20 protein-coding genes and 1 tRNA gene are annotated in these 19,109 nt (G+C 36.7%); 5 read left to right on the top strand and 16 right to left on the bottom strand.

The features are described from left to right. Positions 1-111 precede the first annotated feature (111 nt). Positions 112-258, bottom strand: a complete 147-nt coding sequence (locus Cop2CBH44_RS16230) for a hypothetical protein (RefSeq protein WP_200755241.1) — start codon at positions 256-258, stop codon at positions 112-114. A gap of 181 nt (positions 259-439) precedes the next feature. Here Cop2CBH44_RS16230 and Cop2CBH44_RS16225 point away from each other — a divergent pair, with 181 nt between their 5' ends. The 3 genes from Cop2CBH44_RS16225 to Cop2CBH44_RS16215 all read left to right on the top strand — a co-directional run bounded on the left by Cop2CBH44_RS16225 (position 440) and on the right by Cop2CBH44_RS16215 (position 3,253). Beyond that, positions 440-688, top strand: a complete 249-nt coding sequence (locus tag Cop2CBH44_RS16225; RefSeq protein ID WP_200755240.1) for a helix-turn-helix domain-containing transcriptional regulator — start codon at positions 440-442, stop codon at positions 686-688. Between the two features lie 144 nt (positions 689-832). Beyond that, positions 833-1,624, top strand: a complete 792-nt coding sequence (locus tag Cop2CBH44_RS16220; RefSeq protein WP_200755239.1) for a hypothetical protein — start codon at positions 833-835, stop codon at positions 1,622-1,624. Positions 1,625-2,878: 1,254 nt separating this feature from the next. After that, positions 2,879-3,253: an antA/AntB antirepressor family protein gene (locus Cop2CBH44_RS16215; protein ID WP_200755238.1), complete on the top strand. Its 375-nt coding sequence runs from the start codon at positions 2,879-2,881 to the stop codon at positions 3,251-3,253. Positions 3,254-4,020: 767 nt separating this feature from the next. Here the strand turns inward: Cop2CBH44_RS16215 and Cop2CBH44_RS16210 are convergent. From Cop2CBH44_RS16210 to Cop2CBH44_RS16160, 11 genes are all read right to left on the bottom strand, one after another. Further along, positions 4,021-4,416 carry a type II toxin-antitoxin system HicB family antitoxin gene (locus tag Cop2CBH44_RS16210; protein WP_246469143.1) on the bottom strand — a complete coding sequence of 132 codons (396 nt, stop codon included), beginning with the start codon at positions 4,414-4,416 and terminating at the stop codon, positions 4,021-4,023. A gap of 101 nt (positions 4,417-4,517) precedes the next feature. Then, entirely contained in the window at positions 4,518-4,703 is a 186-nt protein-coding gene (locus tag Cop2CBH44_RS16205) for a type II toxin-antitoxin system HicA family toxin (protein WP_200755236.1), read from the bottom strand. Positions 4,704-4,889: 186 nt separating this feature from the next. Further along, positions 4,890-5,123: an acyl-ACP--UDP-N-acetylglucosamine O-acyltransferase family protein gene (locus tag Cop2CBH44_RS16200; protein WP_200755235.1), complete on the bottom strand. Its 234-nt coding sequence runs from the start codon at positions 5,121-5,123 to the stop codon at positions 4,890-4,892. A gap of 26 nt (positions 5,124-5,149) precedes the next feature. Further along, positions 5,150-5,653, bottom strand: a complete 504-nt coding sequence (locus tag Cop2CBH44_RS16195) for a helix-turn-helix domain-containing protein (protein WP_200755234.1) — start codon at positions 5,651-5,653, stop codon at positions 5,150-5,152. Positions 5,654-5,725: 72 nt separating this feature from the next. Continuing rightward, on the bottom strand, positions 5,726-8,464 hold the full coding sequence (locus Cop2CBH44_RS16190; protein WP_200755233.1) for a coiled-coil domain-containing protein: 2,739 nt from the start codon (positions 8,462-8,464) through the stop codon (positions 5,726-5,728). A gap of 5 nt (positions 8,465-8,469) precedes the next feature. Beyond that, positions 8,470-10,218, bottom strand: a complete 1,749-nt coding sequence (locus Cop2CBH44_RS16185) for a hypothetical protein (protein WP_200755232.1) — start codon at positions 10,216-10,218, stop codon at positions 8,470-8,472. A gap of 112 nt (positions 10,219-10,330) precedes the next feature. Next, complete coding sequence (locus tag Cop2CBH44_RS16180) at positions 10,331-11,221, bottom strand: BT4734/BF3469 family protein (protein WP_200755230.1); 891 nt, start codon at positions 11,219-11,221, stop codon at positions 10,331-10,333. An 11-nt stretch (positions 11,222-11,232) separates the two neighbouring features. Continuing rightward, complete coding sequence (locus Cop2CBH44_RS16175) at positions 11,233-11,511, bottom strand: hypothetical protein (protein WP_200755228.1); 279 nt, start codon at positions 11,509-11,511, stop codon at positions 11,233-11,235. A gap of 40 nt (positions 11,512-11,551) precedes the next feature. After that, positions 11,552-12,877 carry a DUF3987 domain-containing protein gene (locus tag Cop2CBH44_RS16170; protein WP_200755227.1) on the bottom strand — a complete coding sequence of 442 codons (1,326 nt, stop codon included), beginning with the start codon at positions 12,875-12,877 and terminating at the stop codon, positions 11,552-11,554. Positions 12,878-13,087: 210 nt separating this feature from the next. Then, positions 13,088-13,354, bottom strand: coding sequence for a helix-turn-helix domain-containing protein (locus Cop2CBH44_RS16165; RefSeq protein ID WP_200755225.1), 267 nt, complete (start codon positions 13,352-13,354; stop codon positions 13,088-13,090). A 473-nt stretch (positions 13,355-13,827) separates the two neighbouring features. After that, positions 13,828-14,076: a helix-turn-helix domain-containing protein gene (locus tag Cop2CBH44_RS16160; protein WP_200756009.1), complete on the bottom strand. Its 249-nt coding sequence runs from the start codon at positions 14,074-14,076 to the stop codon at positions 13,828-13,830. A 170-nt stretch (positions 14,077-14,246) separates the two neighbouring features. On the opposite strand from Cop2CBH44_RS16160, the gene Cop2CBH44_RS16155 reads away from it, so the two are divergent. Together Cop2CBH44_RS16155 and Cop2CBH44_RS16150 are read left to right on the top strand one after the other, a co-directional pair. Then, positions 14,247-14,561, top strand: coding sequence for an SH3 beta-barrel fold-containing protein (locus tag Cop2CBH44_RS16155; RefSeq protein ID WP_200755223.1), 315 nt, complete (start codon positions 14,247-14,249; stop codon positions 14,559-14,561). An 81-nt stretch (positions 14,562-14,642) separates the two neighbouring features. Next, positions 14,643-14,984, top strand: coding sequence for a hypothetical protein (locus Cop2CBH44_RS16150; RefSeq protein ID WP_200755221.1), 342 nt, complete (start codon positions 14,643-14,645; stop codon positions 14,982-14,984). A gap of 167 nt (positions 14,985-15,151) precedes the next feature. Here Cop2CBH44_RS16150 and Cop2CBH44_RS16145 read toward each other — a convergent pair. The 4 genes from Cop2CBH44_RS16145 to Cop2CBH44_RS16130 form a co-directional block, all read right to left on the bottom strand. Then, a tRNA-Glu gene (locus Cop2CBH44_RS16145) sits at positions 15,152-15,224 on the bottom strand. Between the two features lie 282 nt (positions 15,225-15,506). Next, complete coding sequence (locus Cop2CBH44_RS16140) at positions 15,507-16,646, bottom strand: aldose epimerase family protein (protein ID WP_021930128.1); 1,140 nt, start codon at positions 16,644-16,646, stop codon at positions 15,507-15,509. Positions 16,647-16,683: 37 nt separating this feature from the next. Next, positions 16,684-18,495 (bottom strand): glycoside hydrolase family 2 protein, encoded by a 1,812-nt coding sequence (locus Cop2CBH44_RS16135; protein ID WP_200755219.1) that lies wholly within the window; start codon positions 18,493-18,495, stop codon positions 16,684-16,686. Between the two features lie 90 nt (positions 18,496-18,585). Then, positions 18,586-18,939: a glycoside hydrolase family protein gene (locus Cop2CBH44_RS16130; protein ID WP_246469142.1), complete on the bottom strand. Its 354-nt coding sequence runs from the start codon at positions 18,937-18,939 to the stop codon at positions 18,586-18,588. Positions 18,940-19,109 lie beyond the last annotated feature (170 nt).

Here is a 19,109-nt window from a genome sequence, read left to right as displayed (position 1 = left end):
TTTATGGTATTGGATAATGCAGTATTTGGAAATATAATATATCGAATCATCATTTAATAAAAAAGGGGCGTTTTGAACGTCCCTTAATTCATTTCCATGCTTAATAATTGCTTAGCTGTTAAAAATCCAGTAGTCGATAATATATTGTCTTGCTTCTTCTTTGTAATCTACGTTATATATTTTGCAAGCCTCATCTTCAGTCATTGCTTCAAAAGCTTCTAATTCTTCGTTTACGTTATCAAAATTGTATGTGTCCATTGTCGTATTATTTTATATTTTTGTTATTGTTTATATTGACAATACAAATATATTGATAATATATATACTTACAATATATGTATAGTTAAAATATATTAATATGATAATATTTGTATTTACATTGAATTATATTTTGTCAATACAAACAACATTTTTATATTTGCAGAAAAAATTAAAGTATATGAGTATAGATATTGACACTTTATTAAAGGAGAAAAAGCTGTCGAAAACAGACATAGCTAAAAGAATGGGATTAAGTAGGGAAAGCTTATACCGCATATTATCCGGGAACCCGACACTCGATAATATAAACAAGCTGGCGGATGCGATAGGCTGCCCGGTTGCAGAACTGTTTGAACAGCCCAACAAAGACAATCTTACTTTGACATGCCCCCATTGCGGAAAGCCGATAAATATAAAAGTAGAATAGCCGTTACAAACAAGTATTCACCTTTGAGGGTGAAACGGCACTTAAAAAATAACAGCAACACTGCCAGCAGAAGATTAACAAAAACAAGAACGCCCGGCTATCCGTCACAGACAACCGAGCGCAAATAATTGATAGTGCAAAGATATGAATAAAAAGATAAATGTACCAGATATTCCACTATGTATCAATATAATCAGACTTCAATCTTATTTGCTTGCTCCTGATGAGGTGGTTTTATTTGATTGGTTCGTGGTGAAGCAAACTTCTTTCAAGTATAAGGAGTTTCACTATTCCCAAGCAAGGATAGAGGAAGAAACAAGAATAAAGCGTACCCGACAAAATGTTATTGTCAGCAAATTTAAAGAATTGGGCTTCTTATCTTCTCAAGTAAGAGAAAACAAAGAAACACGTGGTAGGGTCAATTATTTCAAGGTGAATTTTGAAGTATTGGCCGACAAAGACGTATTGAGTGAAATAATAAATGAAAACGAGGCGATATTTAAGAATTTCATGCAATACATGAAGTATCTTTCATCTGAACAAAGAAAGTCGTTAAAATCGAAAAAGGATGATTCTTTTGATAAGGAAAGAGCTGAGCATATCTATAAACTATTGAATGAGACCTATGAAAAGAGGCGTATAATGTATAACGATGGCGATTTAACTGAAAAAAAGCCCCAAAGAGCAAAATCAAAGACGCAACTTCAAAGAAACAAGCCCATTGAAAAGAAGCTAATTCGCTTGTCGCAATCATACAATAACAATGCAATTTGTCACGCTTTTACAGCTTATACTGATTCTGTATTCAAAGGTGAAAAATTCCCAGAAAATTTTATGAACTATTTTTTGTCTTATGATGATACTACGGATTCATTCAAGGTGTTTGAATACTATCTTAATTATTTTAATTTACATTATGGGTATGACAATACATAATTTAATGTAAGTTGACCGTACTTAAACTTTATACTTTAATAAAATTTCTATATTAAACTTTATTATTCTTTTGTATGTTGAAAACTGCACAACTATTGTAGAAATCTACATATAGTTTTGTAGAAATCTGCATATTCATTTCAGAAACCTACAAATGAAAATATTTATTTGTAGAAAACAACAAATAGAACTATTTAAAATAAAGTTTTTAAGTCGAATATTTAGTTAAATATACAAACCTACCTTTATTTAAGACGTTATAAATATGCTACTATATCAAGTTTAAAAAAAATGTCTTAAAATAACAATAAAAAACTTTTAGCTTTACCCATAAGGCTATTATTGTGCAGTTTATATCAAACATTGATGCGATTGTTGCAACAGATTTAACAAAGGCGGAAATAATTCTTTTTGTAATTTGTCAGTCATTGCGGTAATTAAAATAGTTATTGCATACATTACGCCTATTATTGTCTACAATAACCCCGTTATAACCTCGCTAATGTATGCAATAATAAAGGGACACAGCAAAAGACACGGGCCAGGACACAGTAATTAATAAGATACTCAAAGAGTTAAAAGAACTTAGGACACAGATAGAGACACAGCAAAGGACACAAACTACTGATGAGGTGTAATTCATGGAAAATATAAGTTCTGAATAAATCAGCTTTTCTTCGGAATTTATTTCAAAATTCCTGAAAAATACGATATTATTCCTGAAAAATCGCGCAAAATTCCAGAAAAATACCTCAAAATTCCAGAAGAATCGAGAAAAATTCTGGAAGAATACCTCAAAATTCTTGAAGGTTGCCGCAAAGTAAAGTAAATAAAGAAGAAATATTTTTTTGTTGCTTAAATAATTTAAGTAAAAACCGAGTAAAATCCCCCAGACTTCAAAGACTCATGTATATTTAGTCATGAGAGCCATTTTTTAGCAGCCAGATGGACTTTTTTATGATTTGGCGAACAATTTATCATTCTACAAATAAAATCGATTATACGGCCTCAAAATAGCGTTTATCAATGTCTCCATTTGTTGGGTTAATTATCACACACACAATAACAGTATTTTTAGCCCCGTATTCAAACGATTTATGTTTTGTGGTATAATTAATCATTCAAAATAATAGAATTGAATACAGAGCCCCAAAATGCCCTCATCGTTGATTTTATTTTTTGTAAGGAGGTGAGCAAAAGAATTTCTTTTTTTTATAAGATACGAAAAATCCGTTTTTTTATCCAGTAATACATTTGTGGCTGATTGAGAATGTGGATTATGTAGGGTGTAAAGATTTTCACACCCCGCAATGCGGTGAACTTATACCGCTACAAGACAACAACGGCAGTAAAGCCGTCAATGCAAGAGACCTCCACTCTTTTCTTGAAAGTAAACAACAATTTGCTGACTGGATTAAGAATCGTATCGAAAAGTACGATTTAGTTGAAAACGTGGACTATGTAGTATTTCATAATTCTATGAAAAACCTCGAAGGAGGTCGACCGCAGATTGAGTACGCCCTTACCATCGACGCGGCCAAAGAGGTTTCCATGATTCAGCGTAGCGAGAAAGGAAAAGAAGCCCGGACAAGAGAGTTTATTGCACAACGCGCGCGTGAGAGGGTTTGACTTAATTGACTGAACTCTCTTTTCTTCCTACATGATATCCGACCCCATCAAACGGGCGGAGAAATGGATTGAGGAAGAAAAATAAAGGGATGTGAATTCGTTCACCCCCCTTTACCCCTGTTATGCCGAAAAAATGCACTATTCAAGAAATGTAACACTGTCTATAAAACTGCGGATATATATATATTAGAAAGCTGAGTATTACGTTACATTTCTCTGCTATAAAGATACAGCTTTTTTTTGATATAGCAAATTTAATAAACAATTCACGCCCGCCCACGCGCTAATACTTCACTTAATTCACTATATATACTTTTCTTTTCACAAAAATATGATGGCCCAAGTCCAATGGTAAAGGCGATTCCTATAAAATAAATATACTGTACTCCTTTTTTATAGGATTGGCAAAATTGGCATTTTCAAGCCATCTATAATATGTTTTTAGCGGTTATAGTCACACACATTTTTTAATGCTTTAGATAATTTAGAAAATTATATATAGCCGTTTTTCAACCGATTTTACGCGCGTATGACCCCAAAAAAATCTTAGAAACGCTTGTTTTCAGCTTGTTTTCTCTGTGCTTTAGCGAAAGTTACAGGAGCATCTACGCGCCCACGCGCTAATACTTCGGATAGTTCGGTTAATTTATTTTTTATCTCCCCAGTCTACAATACTCCAGAAGATAAAAAAGCCCCGAACCGATATAACCGGAACGGGGTTTCACTGTCTTAATTAAACGGTCACGCTTCACAGCGGTACACTATCTTTAGAAAGTAGCTGCGGAAAGTTCTTTAGATATTCGTTCCACCGCTATCCTTATCTTATCGTATTGCTTTTGTCCGGCTGCTGTCACCCCGGAAGTGTACTGCCTCATCAATGAAGCATTGATACCTGCCAACTCTGCCACTTTGGTAACATTCAGAAATGAGAAGTAGTTGAAAAAAGACTGCATATCATATTTGTAAATAAACTCCAGTTTCGGCACTTCCTGTCCTTCTTCTGCCTGCATCTCCTTTATTTCTTCATATACTTTTATCATATCCTTTTTGGCCGCTTCTGCCGTATCTCCATATCCAGCCAAACCAAAGCCGGGCAAATCTTCCTCAACAAAGCATGAGTAATACCCATCGCTCGCCTTTTCCATGATAACAGTTACTTTCATATCCATTGTATTAAAATAGGAGTACGGCACTATTACCGCACCCCGTTGCCTCAACAAAAAAAACGACCTTTTATCCATGAAGCGCAAAAGGCAGGGGGATTTTACTCCCCCAAAAGAACCTTTCTTGCTTTACGTTCCATTCCGATGGGTACTTCTTGTTTGCCATGTCTTGACAAAGCAAATTTGTTTCCCGTTTTAGGACTGAACCAAATATCATGGTTAGCCCCATGTCTAAGAACGTAACAACCTGCTGCGGTAAGTTCCGCAAAAAACTGATTGTACTTCATAATGTAAAAGACCGTTTTTTATTAAGACAATGCAAATATAGCGTTTTTGTTATAAATTACCAAATAAAAACATAACTATTTTGCTATATTTATGAAAAAGCTCATATCTCCATTGGAACAAAGTCTTTTGTTTTATTGGTTGAGGCTTTCGGATTGCTTTTTATCTGTTTCTTTTTACTTTTGTTGTCAAACTTTTAAATCAGCCTCCAAATAGTCTATGATTCTTTTTACAGCATTGCTTTTTATTTTAAATTCCCGGCTCAATTCTTCTATTATCAAGGATAAAGTTTTACCTTCTTGCATTTTCTGCTTATATGCTTTGAACAAATCTAAGTCTTTAACGCTCTCACTACTCAACCCATTTCGGTGTAGGCATACGAACACTTTTTTATATAACATCAATAATTCATAAGCTTTCATCAAAATATATTTATTTAGTTATCCATTCAGTCTACTATATCCTCCTCTCTGTTTGCTAAAGGTACCTTGGTATCAATAACCGTAACATTCAGACTGATTTTTTCATCTCCTGAGGTTATATCTTGTATTTGTTTATCCCTCCATTTGCTGGGCTGCCTATTTTTCAGCCAGAATATAGCTGCTGAAGTATCGGGCGGGTAGTGTTCTGTATATTCTTTAGAGTCTGTTATAGCCCCCTCATAAACTGCAAATTTAGTAGCCTTGCAATCATAGCCCAAAGCACGTTTATATAGTTTTTCAGCAACATTTGCATCGGCTTGGTTTTTACCTTTTTTTATGGACTCAAGAAATTTCGGCTCTTTTTTCTTCCAGCTGTTAATCGTTTGTTCTGAAACATTAAAAAAATCAGCTATTTCTTTATCTGTTGCACCCAGTAAACAAAGTTTAAAGGCTTGCTCTGAATACTCATCTTTAAAATTTGATTTGCGTCCTCTCTTTTTAGAGGATTCTTTATTCTCATTATTTTTCATAATTACAATATTTATAAGGTCGGTATTTTAAGCCCCTATAATACATACATATTATAGAGGCTATTGCAATTTTCATGCTGTGCCTAAGTTTTCCAAGGTTTCTACTCTGTTATTTACTGTGTCTATTTCCGATACGCTTACTACGGGGTTGGGCAAAGAGGATGCGCCTTTGGCAAATGCCCGCGCTAACATGTCTTCACCTATCTGCTGATTGTTATCTACCGTTACACTAATAGGAACTCCACCTCCTGCAACATTCATAGCTGAAAGTAAAGGTGCAAACATAGAAGTCGCTCTTGCCGTTATTACACTTTCCCCGTTACTCAGCCGGGCATTAATACTGTCACTCGTTCCGCTACCTGGGCCGGAAACATAACCGTCGCCATTAAAGATTCCTCCGGTAGCGAATTTTGCAGATTTTATGGACTTCATTGCCGTTGACATTACAGCAGTAACGGCTCCAACTACCGTACCTATTGCCGTCAGCATCTCTATCCACGAAAAGGAAGACTTTGTTACGTTTTTTACGGCTTGGGCTATCGCTACACCTTGAGCTATACTAACCTCTGCTATAGCTAATACTTTGGCTAATTCTGCCATGGCTTCATTATCTCCGGCAGCTTGCTCTATTAAATCAGAAAGGTTTCCTGCTATTGTTGCTAAGGCATTGGCTTTCTTTTGTTGTATATCAATTTCCCGATTGGCGATTTCTTCTTCTGCATCTGCTAAGTTCTGCATTGCTTCAAGCTGGCGAGCTCTAAACTCTTCGTTTGATTCTCCTTCCAACTGATGCAAGCTGTCAAGTTCCTGCTTTCTTAATTCCAATTTGATTTGCAGTTCGTCCTCTCCTTGCAATTTGGCCTCTGCTATGCGGTTCTCAAATTCTAATCTGACCGCCTCGGCTTGTTTATTTGCAATTTCCTGCTGCCTCTGTACAACGAGTTCGGATTCTTGTTTTGCATATTTATCGCGGATAAGCTGTTTTTCCTGTTCTGTTATCTCCGTATTCGACAGTTCTGCATTCATTTGTAATTCTAATTGCTGTTTACGCAACTCGAATTCTTTTTCAGAACCTTCTTTTACCGTTGCAAGCATTAACTCAATGCGCCTTTGTTCATTGCTTATTTGTTTTTGTATTTCTTCATTGCTCAAAGTATTTAAATCGTTCTGCCTTTGCTTTTCTAAAGCCACTACTGTTTGATTTATTGCCTCTCTTGCTTTTTGTGTAAGGTCTTTTTCTTCTGACAGTCTTTTCTTTAAGTCCTCTATTTGCCTGTCATAGGACAAATTTATTTCTTTCCTTTGTTTTTCTATACCGTCTTTAAGTGTTGCAAGCATGGCATCTTCTGCCTGCCTTATTGCTTCGATTTCTTTTGTTTTACGATTAATCTCTGCATCTGATGCCTCTTTGCGGATAGTGTTTAATTTGTTTTGTTGCTCTGTTTGTCTTGTATAACTACTTTCTTGTAATTCTTGAAGTTGATTAAATTGTTCTCTAAATTGTCTAAGGTCTTCTATTGTACTTTCCGAAAGGCCTAACTTACTAATTACTTCATTCGCCTCAATAGCTCCAACTTTTATTTCTTGAATAACTTTTCTTACTTCTTCGTTCATTTCTGCATATCCCAAAGATGCGGCTAATCTTTTTTCTGCTAATTCAGTTTGTTCCTTTAAATCTTTTTGTTCGAGTTCGTAGGCTTTTTGTGCGGCTTGCATTCTTTCTTCAATAGATTTTGTCGTATCATCGCTCAGTTTTTTTAACGCTTCTATATCGGCTTTACTTGCTGCCCGCCTCATACTCAACATAACCTCTTGTTTGTCCAATTGATTTTGAACCTCTTTCAGCTTAACGGATAGAGATATTTCCTCCCGTAATTCGTCATTTATTCCTGAAACAGCGGCTTTGGCATCCTCTGCCGCTCCTTTAAAGTCTCCGGAAAAGACTTTTACAATTGCACTGCCTAATTTTGCCAGTCTGTCCAGAAAAACATCTACAATTGCACTTACTGCCGAAAATGCTTTGCTTAACTGCTCTGTCCCTTTTTGCGTTCTTGTAAAGTATGATATTAAAGTCCCCAATGCTATAACTAAAACTCCTATCCCCGTCGATGCAAGAGCCAATGTCAAAACTTTTAATGAAGTAGAAAGGACATTGGATGATACTGCTGCTGCTTTTGCTGCCCCTGACAGTTGAGAAGCCGCTTCTGCGTTTGATTTATATTTTTCTGATATTAGAGATAATTCTCCTTTTATGTCATTCAAATATTTGCTAAATGTGGATGTCGTTTCTATTAACGTTTGTATTTGGGAAATAAAAGGCAAATTAGCTTCTGTAGCTTTGGTTATAGATTCTGTATAATTCCCGACATTGCGATAAAAACGACCTGTTTCTTCCTCGGCTCCTTTTAATTCTTCTGTGATTGAATTTATCTGTTCTTTTAATTTAACTCCTGTACTCGATTCTCGTTCTGCCTTACTTAAAGAGTCATATTCTGAATTTAGGCTGCTTAATTGGGCCCGTAATTGTTTAAGGCTTCCGGATTGCTCATTTTCAGCTTTAATATTATTTCGTATCTCTTTTTGTAAAGTCCTTATAGTATCGTTGTATTCTTGTGTCTGTATCTTTGAAGCCGTTATAGACTTGTTATACTCCTCTTGTGTAATGTTTCCGGCTTTAAGCTGGTCTTTGAGTTCCTTTTCTGTGTTTTTTAATTCTTGAATTTTCTGTAAATATTGTGATATTCCCTTAAGGGCATCCTCATAATTTACTTTTATATCTAATATCCTTTCTGTTGTTTCTTGGTCTGCCATAATTGTTATAATTTTAATAGTTGAACTGTGCTTGCTTTATCTCCTGTTTTCAAATTTATTATCGCAAAATATGCTCCGTACTGTCTGAAATAGACCGGAATCGTCAAATCGAGGGTATAGAGGTCATAATCAGACAATGCGCATTTTACAGAAATAACCCTTGGTTGCCTGATTATTTCCTGATACTTCGTATAATAACTATTTCTTAATCCCGATTCTCCGGAAAAAGACAGATAAGGCAGAAATAATGCTTTCCAGCCCTCTCCGGTAACATAATTGTCTACTAATATTCTGGGGGATATACCGCTATTCTCATTTATTTTGTCTTCCTCCTGTTCATAAAGTGATATAAATGCCATTCCGTTTTTTTCATCAGTTGCGGAAAAAGATAATGTAAACAAGTCTTGTGACGTTTCGAGATATTCATTGTCAACAGTCAAATAATCATCTGCATTGATGCTTACAGTATCATCTTCCTTATATCGCATCCAATTTTGTTTTGAATAACTGCCAAAGGTAAACTTCTGTTCCTCTGGAACGCGAGATAGAAGCTTGTTTGTCCAATCCCTTGCATTTACTTTATTATTGTACAATGTATCAATAGAATAAAGATTTATTAAATTAGGATTATCCGTATCCGGGTGAGCAAACAAACACATCATTTGCATGATTGATTTTAAGAAGTCTATTTGCTTTATATCAGGTAAGTTTATATCGATAGGGAATACTGTGCCGAAAGGGACTTCTTTTGTTTCGATGTTTTCAATATAAATTTTCCCATTTCCGTAATTATTTTTGCTATGCTGTTCTATATGGACAAATGTGCCTTTATCCATTTCAAAGGTACCATTGAAAGAGTAGCTATGTCCTTCCGGGGCTATCGCAATTTCTCTACCGTCAGAAAAAATTAGATAACAATTTTCGTTATCTGTGAATACATTCATATAGGCATTAAATCTAATTGTTACTTTTATATCCTCTGTGGCTTTTAATACAGCATATGAGCCTCCGTCTACTTGGTGATATAAAAATTCAATTGTATTAGTAGTTTTTATGAAATTATTTAACCCTACTGCTCCGTTTGCCCATAAGTCATCTACTATAACATCACAAGAGCAATAATTATGGTTAAAAGTATTTTCATCCGGATTATTTGATAATAACGGAATCCATAGTTTATCCAAAAGGTTTTTGGCTTCTGTATTGATGCTGTAATCCAATCCCGCATTTTCAAATATTTTATCGAATAAATATTTAACGGACACCACAGGGCGGGTATATCGTTTATCAAGTCCCATTCCAAAATCAATCTTGGAATAATGGATGTTTCCTTTTTCTGTAATACCTATTTCTATAGAATCGTCCCATTCTATATACTCTTCGCTTATACCGGTTATTTCCGTCATTTTCTTGTCACCGATATTGACTATTGCCGTACCGTTTCCCCATGTGGCGGCAACTTCAATTGAAGATGTACAGGCCAGCAGATAGGCATTCCCTCTTTGAATAATTGGCAACCCGTTTTTCCAGTATTCGCAACTTTTTTTCTGATATGGGAATAAGGATACAACATCAATAAGATAGGAGTTTTCTATGTTTTTTCTGTTGATTGCCGTAAAAGGCAATTTTATAGTATAACTCCGGTTCGGCTTCAGCTTGCTTATATCTGAAAAAAACGGGGATTTATAATCTAATGTAACATCCGTGTTGTTATCTACGTCGTATCGGTTACCGTCTATTATTATTTCTTTCATTGGTTGTTATTTTATGTATTAGTTTATATATAAATAGTTAGTTTAATAAATATGTCTTCTATCCTCAGAAGGGGTGCACTTTAGAATGATATCCCCTATTTTATTCCTACCTTTATGAATCATCTTTAAAAGGAGTTATCCCGTAGTCTTTGCATATCTCGAAAAACGAGCCAATCCCTATGTTTTTTATCGTTCGCAAAAGGTTATTGAACTTTTTTTCACATTCGTTGTATCTGTATTCCTGGTTCTGCTTGCTACAAATATGAAAAAACGGTCTCCCATTCTCTCCCAGTGAGGCTAAGGCACAACCGACTGTAAACCACGATTGATAATCGCCTGTTATGTCTATATGATTGGTTTCTATCTGTTCGCAACATCTTGCCACTTTGTCCAAAGTATCATTGTTATTCGTGTAGTGGTAATTAACCATCGGTCGGGGCTCTACATAATAACCTCCATACGGTATTGCATCGGTATTAATATAGGGTTCCACGTCATAAGACAAACAGCGCATTCGGGTTATATCTCCACAAGCATGGTCTATTACGAGCCCACATCGGGCAAAGTCCCGTTTCAGTTGTTCAAATTGCCCTTTATGATAATCCGGATATCGCAACGGGATAATCACAAAATAGCCGTTTCCGCTTACCGATAAACTGATATAAGCAATTTGAGGCAACTTTGAAAGCTCCTGTTTGACTTTATCCCAATTGTCTATATGTAAGTTGTCCTGCCTGTCAATATCCACACAGAGGAGCCCGGAATGTCTTACAAGGTTGTCCGATTTTCGTGTAGGAGAAAATATCCCGGATATACAAGCCTGGGGCAATTTCTTTTTAATCTCGTTTCGTTCCTCCTTGGTTGCCAGTAGACGCAATTGTTCAATCTCCGAAACATGTTTTTTATCAAAGAGAAATGCCCTCAACTTGCAGGTTGTGCCGTACACGTCTCTAACACCGTTGTAAACCGAAATTTCCGTATCAAAAATATCTTTCTTTTCCATGGTCTTAAAAGTTAATTCTTCGATAAACTTTCATTAAGTATAAGTTCATGTGCTGAAACGGGTTTAGATGCTAATTTTAAAAGCTGGAGAGCCATTTCTTTAGCCTCATCTTTTGTCATTTGAATAAAAATAGGCCGTTTGCCCGCTTCTACGTCTTTGCCGTCCTTCTGAAGGATTAAAGTCACCTCATCGGGCATTTGCCTTTTCCCTCTGCTGTCCGTTACAGTAACTTTGCATTTTACGACAGAAACCGTATAATCTGAATTTCCAAAACTGTTGTTCTTTTCCATAATTTTAAATTTTAATGCTTTTTTATTTTAATACCATAACTTAGGCTGTTACGCCTATTTTGTCGATATTTTCTTCATTATCAATATCTAAATCATTGCCGCAACCGCAACACCGCAACAAAGGGTATTTTTTTACTGCCCGGCTTACCATCTGCCGGCTTACCCCTATGGCATCCGCAAATGATTGTTTGCTTTTGGGATTACATGAATTGTAACACATGGCTATTAGTTGCTCTTTGGTAAGTTGTTTGGTCTCTGCTTGCTTTTTATTCTCCGTCAGCTTCATGTACACTTTTTCTGCACATCTCTCGAAGTAATCCATGCACCTTATAGAGTATTCCATTTCTTCGGGTAAAATATCGGTAGAATCCCATTTGTCCCCTAAAATATGTGTTACTCCGGCCCACCGTTCTATTATGATTTGAAGTTTGGCATAAACAGCGGCCATATATTCACCGGCAACTGCTTTTTTTGATTGCAGGCGGTTATAATATTCGATATAAAGCCGTTTAGCCTCATCTTTGATATAAAGAGCATTGAAGCCGGAATTTTCAAAATCGAAATCTAACAACTCGTTTATATACCTGTTCCATGCTTCGAATATTTCTTTAGGAACTCTGTTTTCCGAATACATTGCCGGGGGGACGCTATCAGGATAGACAAACAGCCATCTTTGATTAAATCCGCTGTTCATAAAATAATCACTTCCGAATATATTGGCAAGGATATCGGGCTGCGTCCCTCCTATGATTGACAGATAAGGCTCTTTTATTAATACCGGTGATTCTGTTTTCCGGTTGTTGACTATATCGTCAACGCTCCATATAGAAATGAGTTGAGGTATTTCCCCGCTTTTGTTGTACCGATTCACATTATACAGCATGGTCGCAATCTCATCCGATACAAGTAACACATTCGGGTTTTCAGATAGTGCTTTTATCCGGCTTTCCGGTGTACTGTCGCTTATTATCAGTTGCCGGAATACGGGTTTGGGTTCATCTTCGTTACCTTCTTTTACAGATGAGGCATATTTTTTCATTTCTTTTTGGAAAGAATCATAATTCAAAGAATTACGGTTGATTAGCGGCCTCAACACTTCCCTCATAGGGGTTGTTTTATTGCTTCCGCTCGGTGCCACCAAACAAGTAAAGAAGGGTAAATAATTTTTATATCTTCCGTCATATACACACACCTTTTTCCCTATTGTTGCCGATACGGTTATAAATACGGTTGCCGTAATAAAGTCCCGGTTACACTGGTACCCGTCGGCATATCCCCGTATAATTTCTTGTGTGCCTTGTGACAAACCGTCAATCGGGAGTGAAAGGCTGCCGGCTAATACATTGTTTTCTACTATTAACTTCATAGCCTTTACTCCTTTTCTGAAAAATACCGGGTATGTCCTTTTTTTTGAGAAGATTTATAGTTACCTTTGTCCAGGTTGTGGAAATTGGCGGTCTCTTGGGCTGCCTTTTTTCTTATGTACATGCTTATCCCTCTTTTTATGGTTTATAATACGCCTCATATATTAATTTGCTTTTTAGTTCTTAAGATAAGAGACAATAATTAATTGGTGTTATAAAACACTTCCTTTCTGAATACAGTAGTTTTGTGCCCGCCTATCAATCTCTGACATGGTGGCAACTTTGTTTTGCTGCATCCATTCTTCAAGCTCTACACGATTAAAATATACGAGCTTCCCGAGGGGTTTGCTATGGGGGATTTTTCTCGCAGATGTCAGTTTATAAAGATAGCTTTTAGATAAACCGATAAATGCGGCTGCCTCATCTAAATTCAACATGAGTTTTCCCGTTGAGGCGTTCTGTCTAATTTTTTCGTCCATTGTTTTTAATTTTATAATTAAACAATGGATAATAAGCTTATTATCCGTAACTATTAATGTTACGACGTAACGAGAACAAAGGAAATAATTTGTATAACATTATACAAGAAAAAGAATTTGGATGAGGCTATAATAATAAATTATGCGCACTTTTGCGCACTTTTGTCAACTTTTGTCCAAAGTTTAGCATAAATGCCTGAAGACCAAAGAAAAATATTGTTAAAAATGTACCCAAATCGCCAATTTGGTTACATTTATTTTTAAATTTATGTAGGTTGCATCATAAAAATGTACCCAAATCGCCAATTTGAATACATTTCCTAAATATCTATCTTATATTTATTGAATACCATATTTTTTTATGTTGCGGGAAATATTAGTTTAATTAATTGAAACATAATTTGTTACAGTGTTCCGCAACCGCAACACCGCAACAAAGGGTATTTTTTTAGATATTTGATTTAACCTTTATATTATTCCTCCTTTTGCTTTAACTCAAGCTTTGCACCACATACCGGACAATGTATTACGTCTTCTTTAGGTCTATCAAACAATTCTGTAACCGGGCAGCCTATCGCATCAGCTATTTTATTTAAAGTTTCTACTGTAGGATTCCCATTTATCATATTTGATAAATTAACCCTATTAATACCCATTTTGTCAGCAAGTTCTGTTATGGTTGTGCCTTTCTCTTTAATTACTTCTTTTATTCTTAAATTCATATTTTGTAATGTTTTAGTTTTCGATACAAATATAAGAATAAAAGCTATTTGTAATGACATATATATACATTTATTTGTTAAAGTAGTGTTAAATATTTCTATACATTTGGTATATTGTAATGTTTTATATTACATTTGTATCGCAATCGAAACTCAAAACATTACAACATATGAAAAAGAACTTTAGAACATCGGTATTCAAAAGAGCTTATGAAATGATGAAGGCAACCGGGAAAACATTTTCAATATGCTTATCTAAAGCATGGGCAATTTACAGGCTTTCTAAGCGCATGAAGAAAGAAACAGTACGTTTCACTTATGAGAAAGCAGACGGAACATTACGTAAAGCGATAGGGACATTAAAGGATATAAATAACCTTATCAAAGGAACGGGAAAAGAAAACTACAAGACATTTAATTATTATGATGTTGAGGCTAAAGGATTCCGTTCGTTTAAAGTAGAAAATTTAATATCAATTTTTTAATCTGGAGATAGTAAACTAAACTGCTGCTAATTAAGAAAAGCAGCAGCTTATTATTAACAATATAAACAAAAACATTAAACCATGGTGATTATAGAACAAATGCTTTGTGAAGAAGCACAAAAAACTATTCATAAATATATAGATATGTCACATATGAGCCAGAATATAGAAACAATCCAGTTGGCGATACTTAATTGCATAGATAACAGTCTTAAAGAGTTTGAACCATATGGCGCCACTCCAGAAGATTTAAAGGATCTAAATTTAGATATTTCCAATACGGTTTATATGTTAATGCAAATGCTTTCTTTCTCTTGTAGAATGGTAGAGATATTTACAGAAGACATTAATGTTTTAAAGAACGGAGGCTGTAAATCGATATCCGAAATAATGACCAATAAGAACGACACACAACCGAACTAATATTTTCCCTTGTCTTAGTCTGGTAAACTTTAGGGATGTCCGCCCCCGGCAGCAATCCGGCTACCGGGGTTTATCTTAGAAACAAAAGTTTCTAAAAATGTTACACCTATGTTACACCTGGGCAATAAAAAAGCACTTATAATCAATATATTACAAGTGCTATACAGTAGCGGATTCGGGAATCGAACCCGAGTCTCATCCGTGAGAGAGATGCGTGCTAGGCCACTACACTAAACCGCCATAAATAATATCTTGCCTTAAAGACGACACAAAATTACAGTTTATTTTTTATATTGCAATAAATTTTTCTTATTTTCTTATCTAAATTTTACACCCGAAAAAGTAATATTACCTTCTCTAAAAAGAGATATGAAGGACGTATGATATACACCTCTCCCTTTATCTGCTGTCCCCGAAAAAACAATTAAGAAAATAAACCGCACATAGACAATAACCCCCGGCACCTATTATAAAGACACCGGGGATTATCATATCTTAAAACTTGCTATGCGGTAACTATCTTTATTTATCGACGGAGAACTTAAAGATACACTGACTCTTATAAGTCTCACCCGGTCTCAACACAGCAGTAGGCCAGTCAGCCTTATTAGGCGTATCCGGGTATTTCTGAGTCTCAAGACATACCGAAGCCCTTTGATTGTACACGATACCTTTCTTTCCGGTCAATGTTCCATCCAGGAAATTACCACAATAAACCTGAACACCGGGTTCATTAGTATATACATCAAGTACAATCCCCGTCTTCGGAGACTTCAATGACGCAGCCTTTTTCGAAATATCACCCTTGGTATTCAATACCCAGTTATGATCATATCCTTTACCATTTTTTATCTGCACAAAAGCAGTATCGTTGATACGTTCACCGATAGCAGTAGGAGTACGGAAGTCCATATCGGTACCCTCTACGGGCAATATTTCTCCTGTCGTCATAAAAGTACTGTCAACCGGAGTATAAGAATCAGCATCTATTGTCAACAAATAATCCGAATTATCCCCTGTCGGGTCACCGTCGAGATTAAAGTACGAATGATTAGTCATATTTACAACCGTCGGCTTATCGGTCGTAGCCTCATACTGTATATCGATAGCATTATCATCGGTCAATGTAAATTTCACATTACATGTCAAATTTCCCGGAAAACCTTCTTCCCCATCCTTAGAAACATAAGTCAACTGCAATTCCTGGTCATTCAATTTTTGGGCATCGAATATCTGGTACTGAAAACCCTTAGGTCCGCCATGCAAACAATGTCCGTAATTATTCTGAGGCAATTGATACTCAACACCATCAAGAGTAAATTTACCTTGATTGATACGATTGGCATAACGACCTATAGTAGCACCGAAATCGCTTGGATATTTTATATAATCCTGTATCGAATCAAAACCCAGCACCACATCTCTCATGTTACCGTCCTTATCCGGGACCATAACAGATACGATACGGCCTCCGAAATTAGTAATACAAACTTCCATATTGTTCTTATTTTTAAGAACAAACAAATCGGTCTTCTTACCCTCTACCTCCGTTTGGAAATCGCTTTCTTTCAGACCGGAAGCTGTCAGTGATTCTGTGGTATTCTTACCACCTGAGCAGGCACATAACAAAGCTAGGCCCACTACCCACATTAAATTTTTCATTGGTTTCTATTTTAAAGTTTTACACTCTATCTCTTCCTTACTTATCTAAAGAACGACAAATACTGTCATTTATTTTCTTCAGCTTCTGCTCATTTACCTTAATCACCTTACGATCATAAGTCATCAGGCCATTTACTTCGACTTCGACATCCGTCGTCTGGGTATATACTGCAGCCGAGAATCCGTTTTTAATCAATTGCTTCAACTGTTCGGCAAATTTTGCATATTCCTTCAACACCTCATCAGAACTGTTAAACTGTACATACCCCCAATTGCGATCAGGTTCCCAGATATGGCCTTTGACAACCATTCCTATCCCTCCGTATTCACCCAATACATTAGCACGTTGTGCATCATAAAGATACATTTCAGGTCCGGGATAATTATGCAGGTCGAGCATATCCCCGCAAGTATAGTGATTTCCTCCACTCGCCGGGTTTACCAAACGAGTTGGGTCATAAGCCTTGGTCCATTCTGCTATCTCAGGAGTTTTAAACTGTCCCCACGCTTCATTGAACGGAACCCAAGTCCCTATACAAGGATATGAATAAAGGCAATCGATAATTTCTTTCCACTCTTTTTTATAATTGGCTTCCGACTCGGCAGAACGTTTCACCTCCGTTCCGGTGAAATATTGGCGGTTTTGCCATTCAGGATTCCTGTCCCCACTCGGCATATCCTGCCATACGATAATACCCAACTTATCACACCACGTATACCAACGGGCAGGTTCCACTTTGATATGTTTTCTTATCATATTGAACCCGAAGTCCTTCGTTTTCTGGATATCATATACCAAAGCTTCGTCCGTAGGTGCCGTATATAAGCCATCAGGCCACCAACCTTGGTCTAACGGTCCGAATTGGAATAAATCCTTATTATTCAATTGCAAACGGACTATGCCGTTAGAATCCCGATGAGTCGAATACTTACGCATAGCCGCATAACTCTTCACTTTATCTACAGCCTTACCATTCGAAATCAGTGATACTTGCATGTCATATAAGAAAGGAGAATCCGGCGACCACAATTTCACGTCTTTAGGCATGAATATCTCTACTGGCAATCCGTTTATAGATACCCCCTTAGCCACTTGTTTACCATCCTCCGATACCACAACCTCAATACGGTCTGCATCCGAAAGATTCTTTGCCGCAACTGACAAAGTCAACATATTGCGGTCTATATCCGGAGTAGTTTTTATCGACTGGATATACTTCTCCGCAACCGGTTCCAACCATACAGTCTGCCATATTCCACTTACCGGAGTATACCATATTCCCCCCGGATTATTTACCTGTTTGCCTCGTGGCTGGTATCCCTTATCCGTAGGGTCCCATACCTTCACCGTCAACGTGTTATTCCCCTTCTGCAAAGCCGGAGTTATATCAAAACTAAACGGAGTGAAACCTCCCGTATGAGAACCCACCTTCACATCATTTACCCAGACATCGGTCTTCCAGTCTACAGCACCGAAATGCAAGATAATATTTTTATTTTTCCAGGAAGAAGGTACGGTAAACTCCCGTTCATACCAGATTTCATTTTCAGCACCTACACTCTTTCCTACTCCCGATAAACTCGACTCAACAGCAAAAGGAACCAATATTTTACCGTCAAACTGCTGCGGCTTCTGTTGATTGGCGGTGACTATCGAATAGTTCCAAAGACCATTCAGATTCTGCCACTCACTCCTTTCCATAATAGGACGAGGATACTCGGGTAACACATTATTGACATCTATTTTTTCAGCCCAATCTGTCTTTATCCGGTCCCCTGCCGGTTTCCACTGAGCAAACATAGGGATAGTAAATGTGGCTATAACAGCCGATAATAATACCTTTCTCATGATACACTGGTTATTTTGACAAATATAAAAAAATAAATGTACAAAATACAATTAACAAATCTTAATTAATGATTAACAATAAATAAAATCTTATTTTCTCAGACTGGGAATTCCTTCATGCCACCAAACTCTTTTATTCGACAACAGCCAACTCTTTCCATAATCATCATTTCCCTGAAAAAACAGAAAGGTCTTGCCTCCCGGAGCCCTGAAAATATGCGGATGCCCCGATTCGCAATAATTCCATGTATCCCGGTCTCCATGGCTCAAAAAAGGTTTATTACTCATCTTCTCCCAATGGATACCGTCTTTACTTTTGGCAACACCGATTAGCTGAGGGTTATTATTATATGCCCCGGCATAAAACATATACATCCACTCTCCGAATTGCACCGCAGAAGGAGCTTCAACACATTTTCCCTCCCAAGGATATTCCGGTACCAAAACAGGCTTATCTGCAGCCTCCGTCCAGCAATTACGAGCAAAAGATGCCCCTGCCGGAGCCGTAGCTACCCCAATAATCTGAGTGCTGAAATCAGGGGCACACGTAGCATAATATAGATAATACTTATCATTACCTATATGCAGAAACGTACATCATAAAAACATCACCC

It is taken from the genome of Coprobacter secundus subsp. similis (assembly GCF_015097275.1).
GTDB lineage: Bacteria > Bacteroidota > Bacteroidia > Bacteroidales > Coprobacteraceae > Coprobacter > Coprobacter secundus.
Note: the sequence above shows the minus strand (reverse complement) of the source record. Positions and strands in the feature narration are given on the sequence as shown.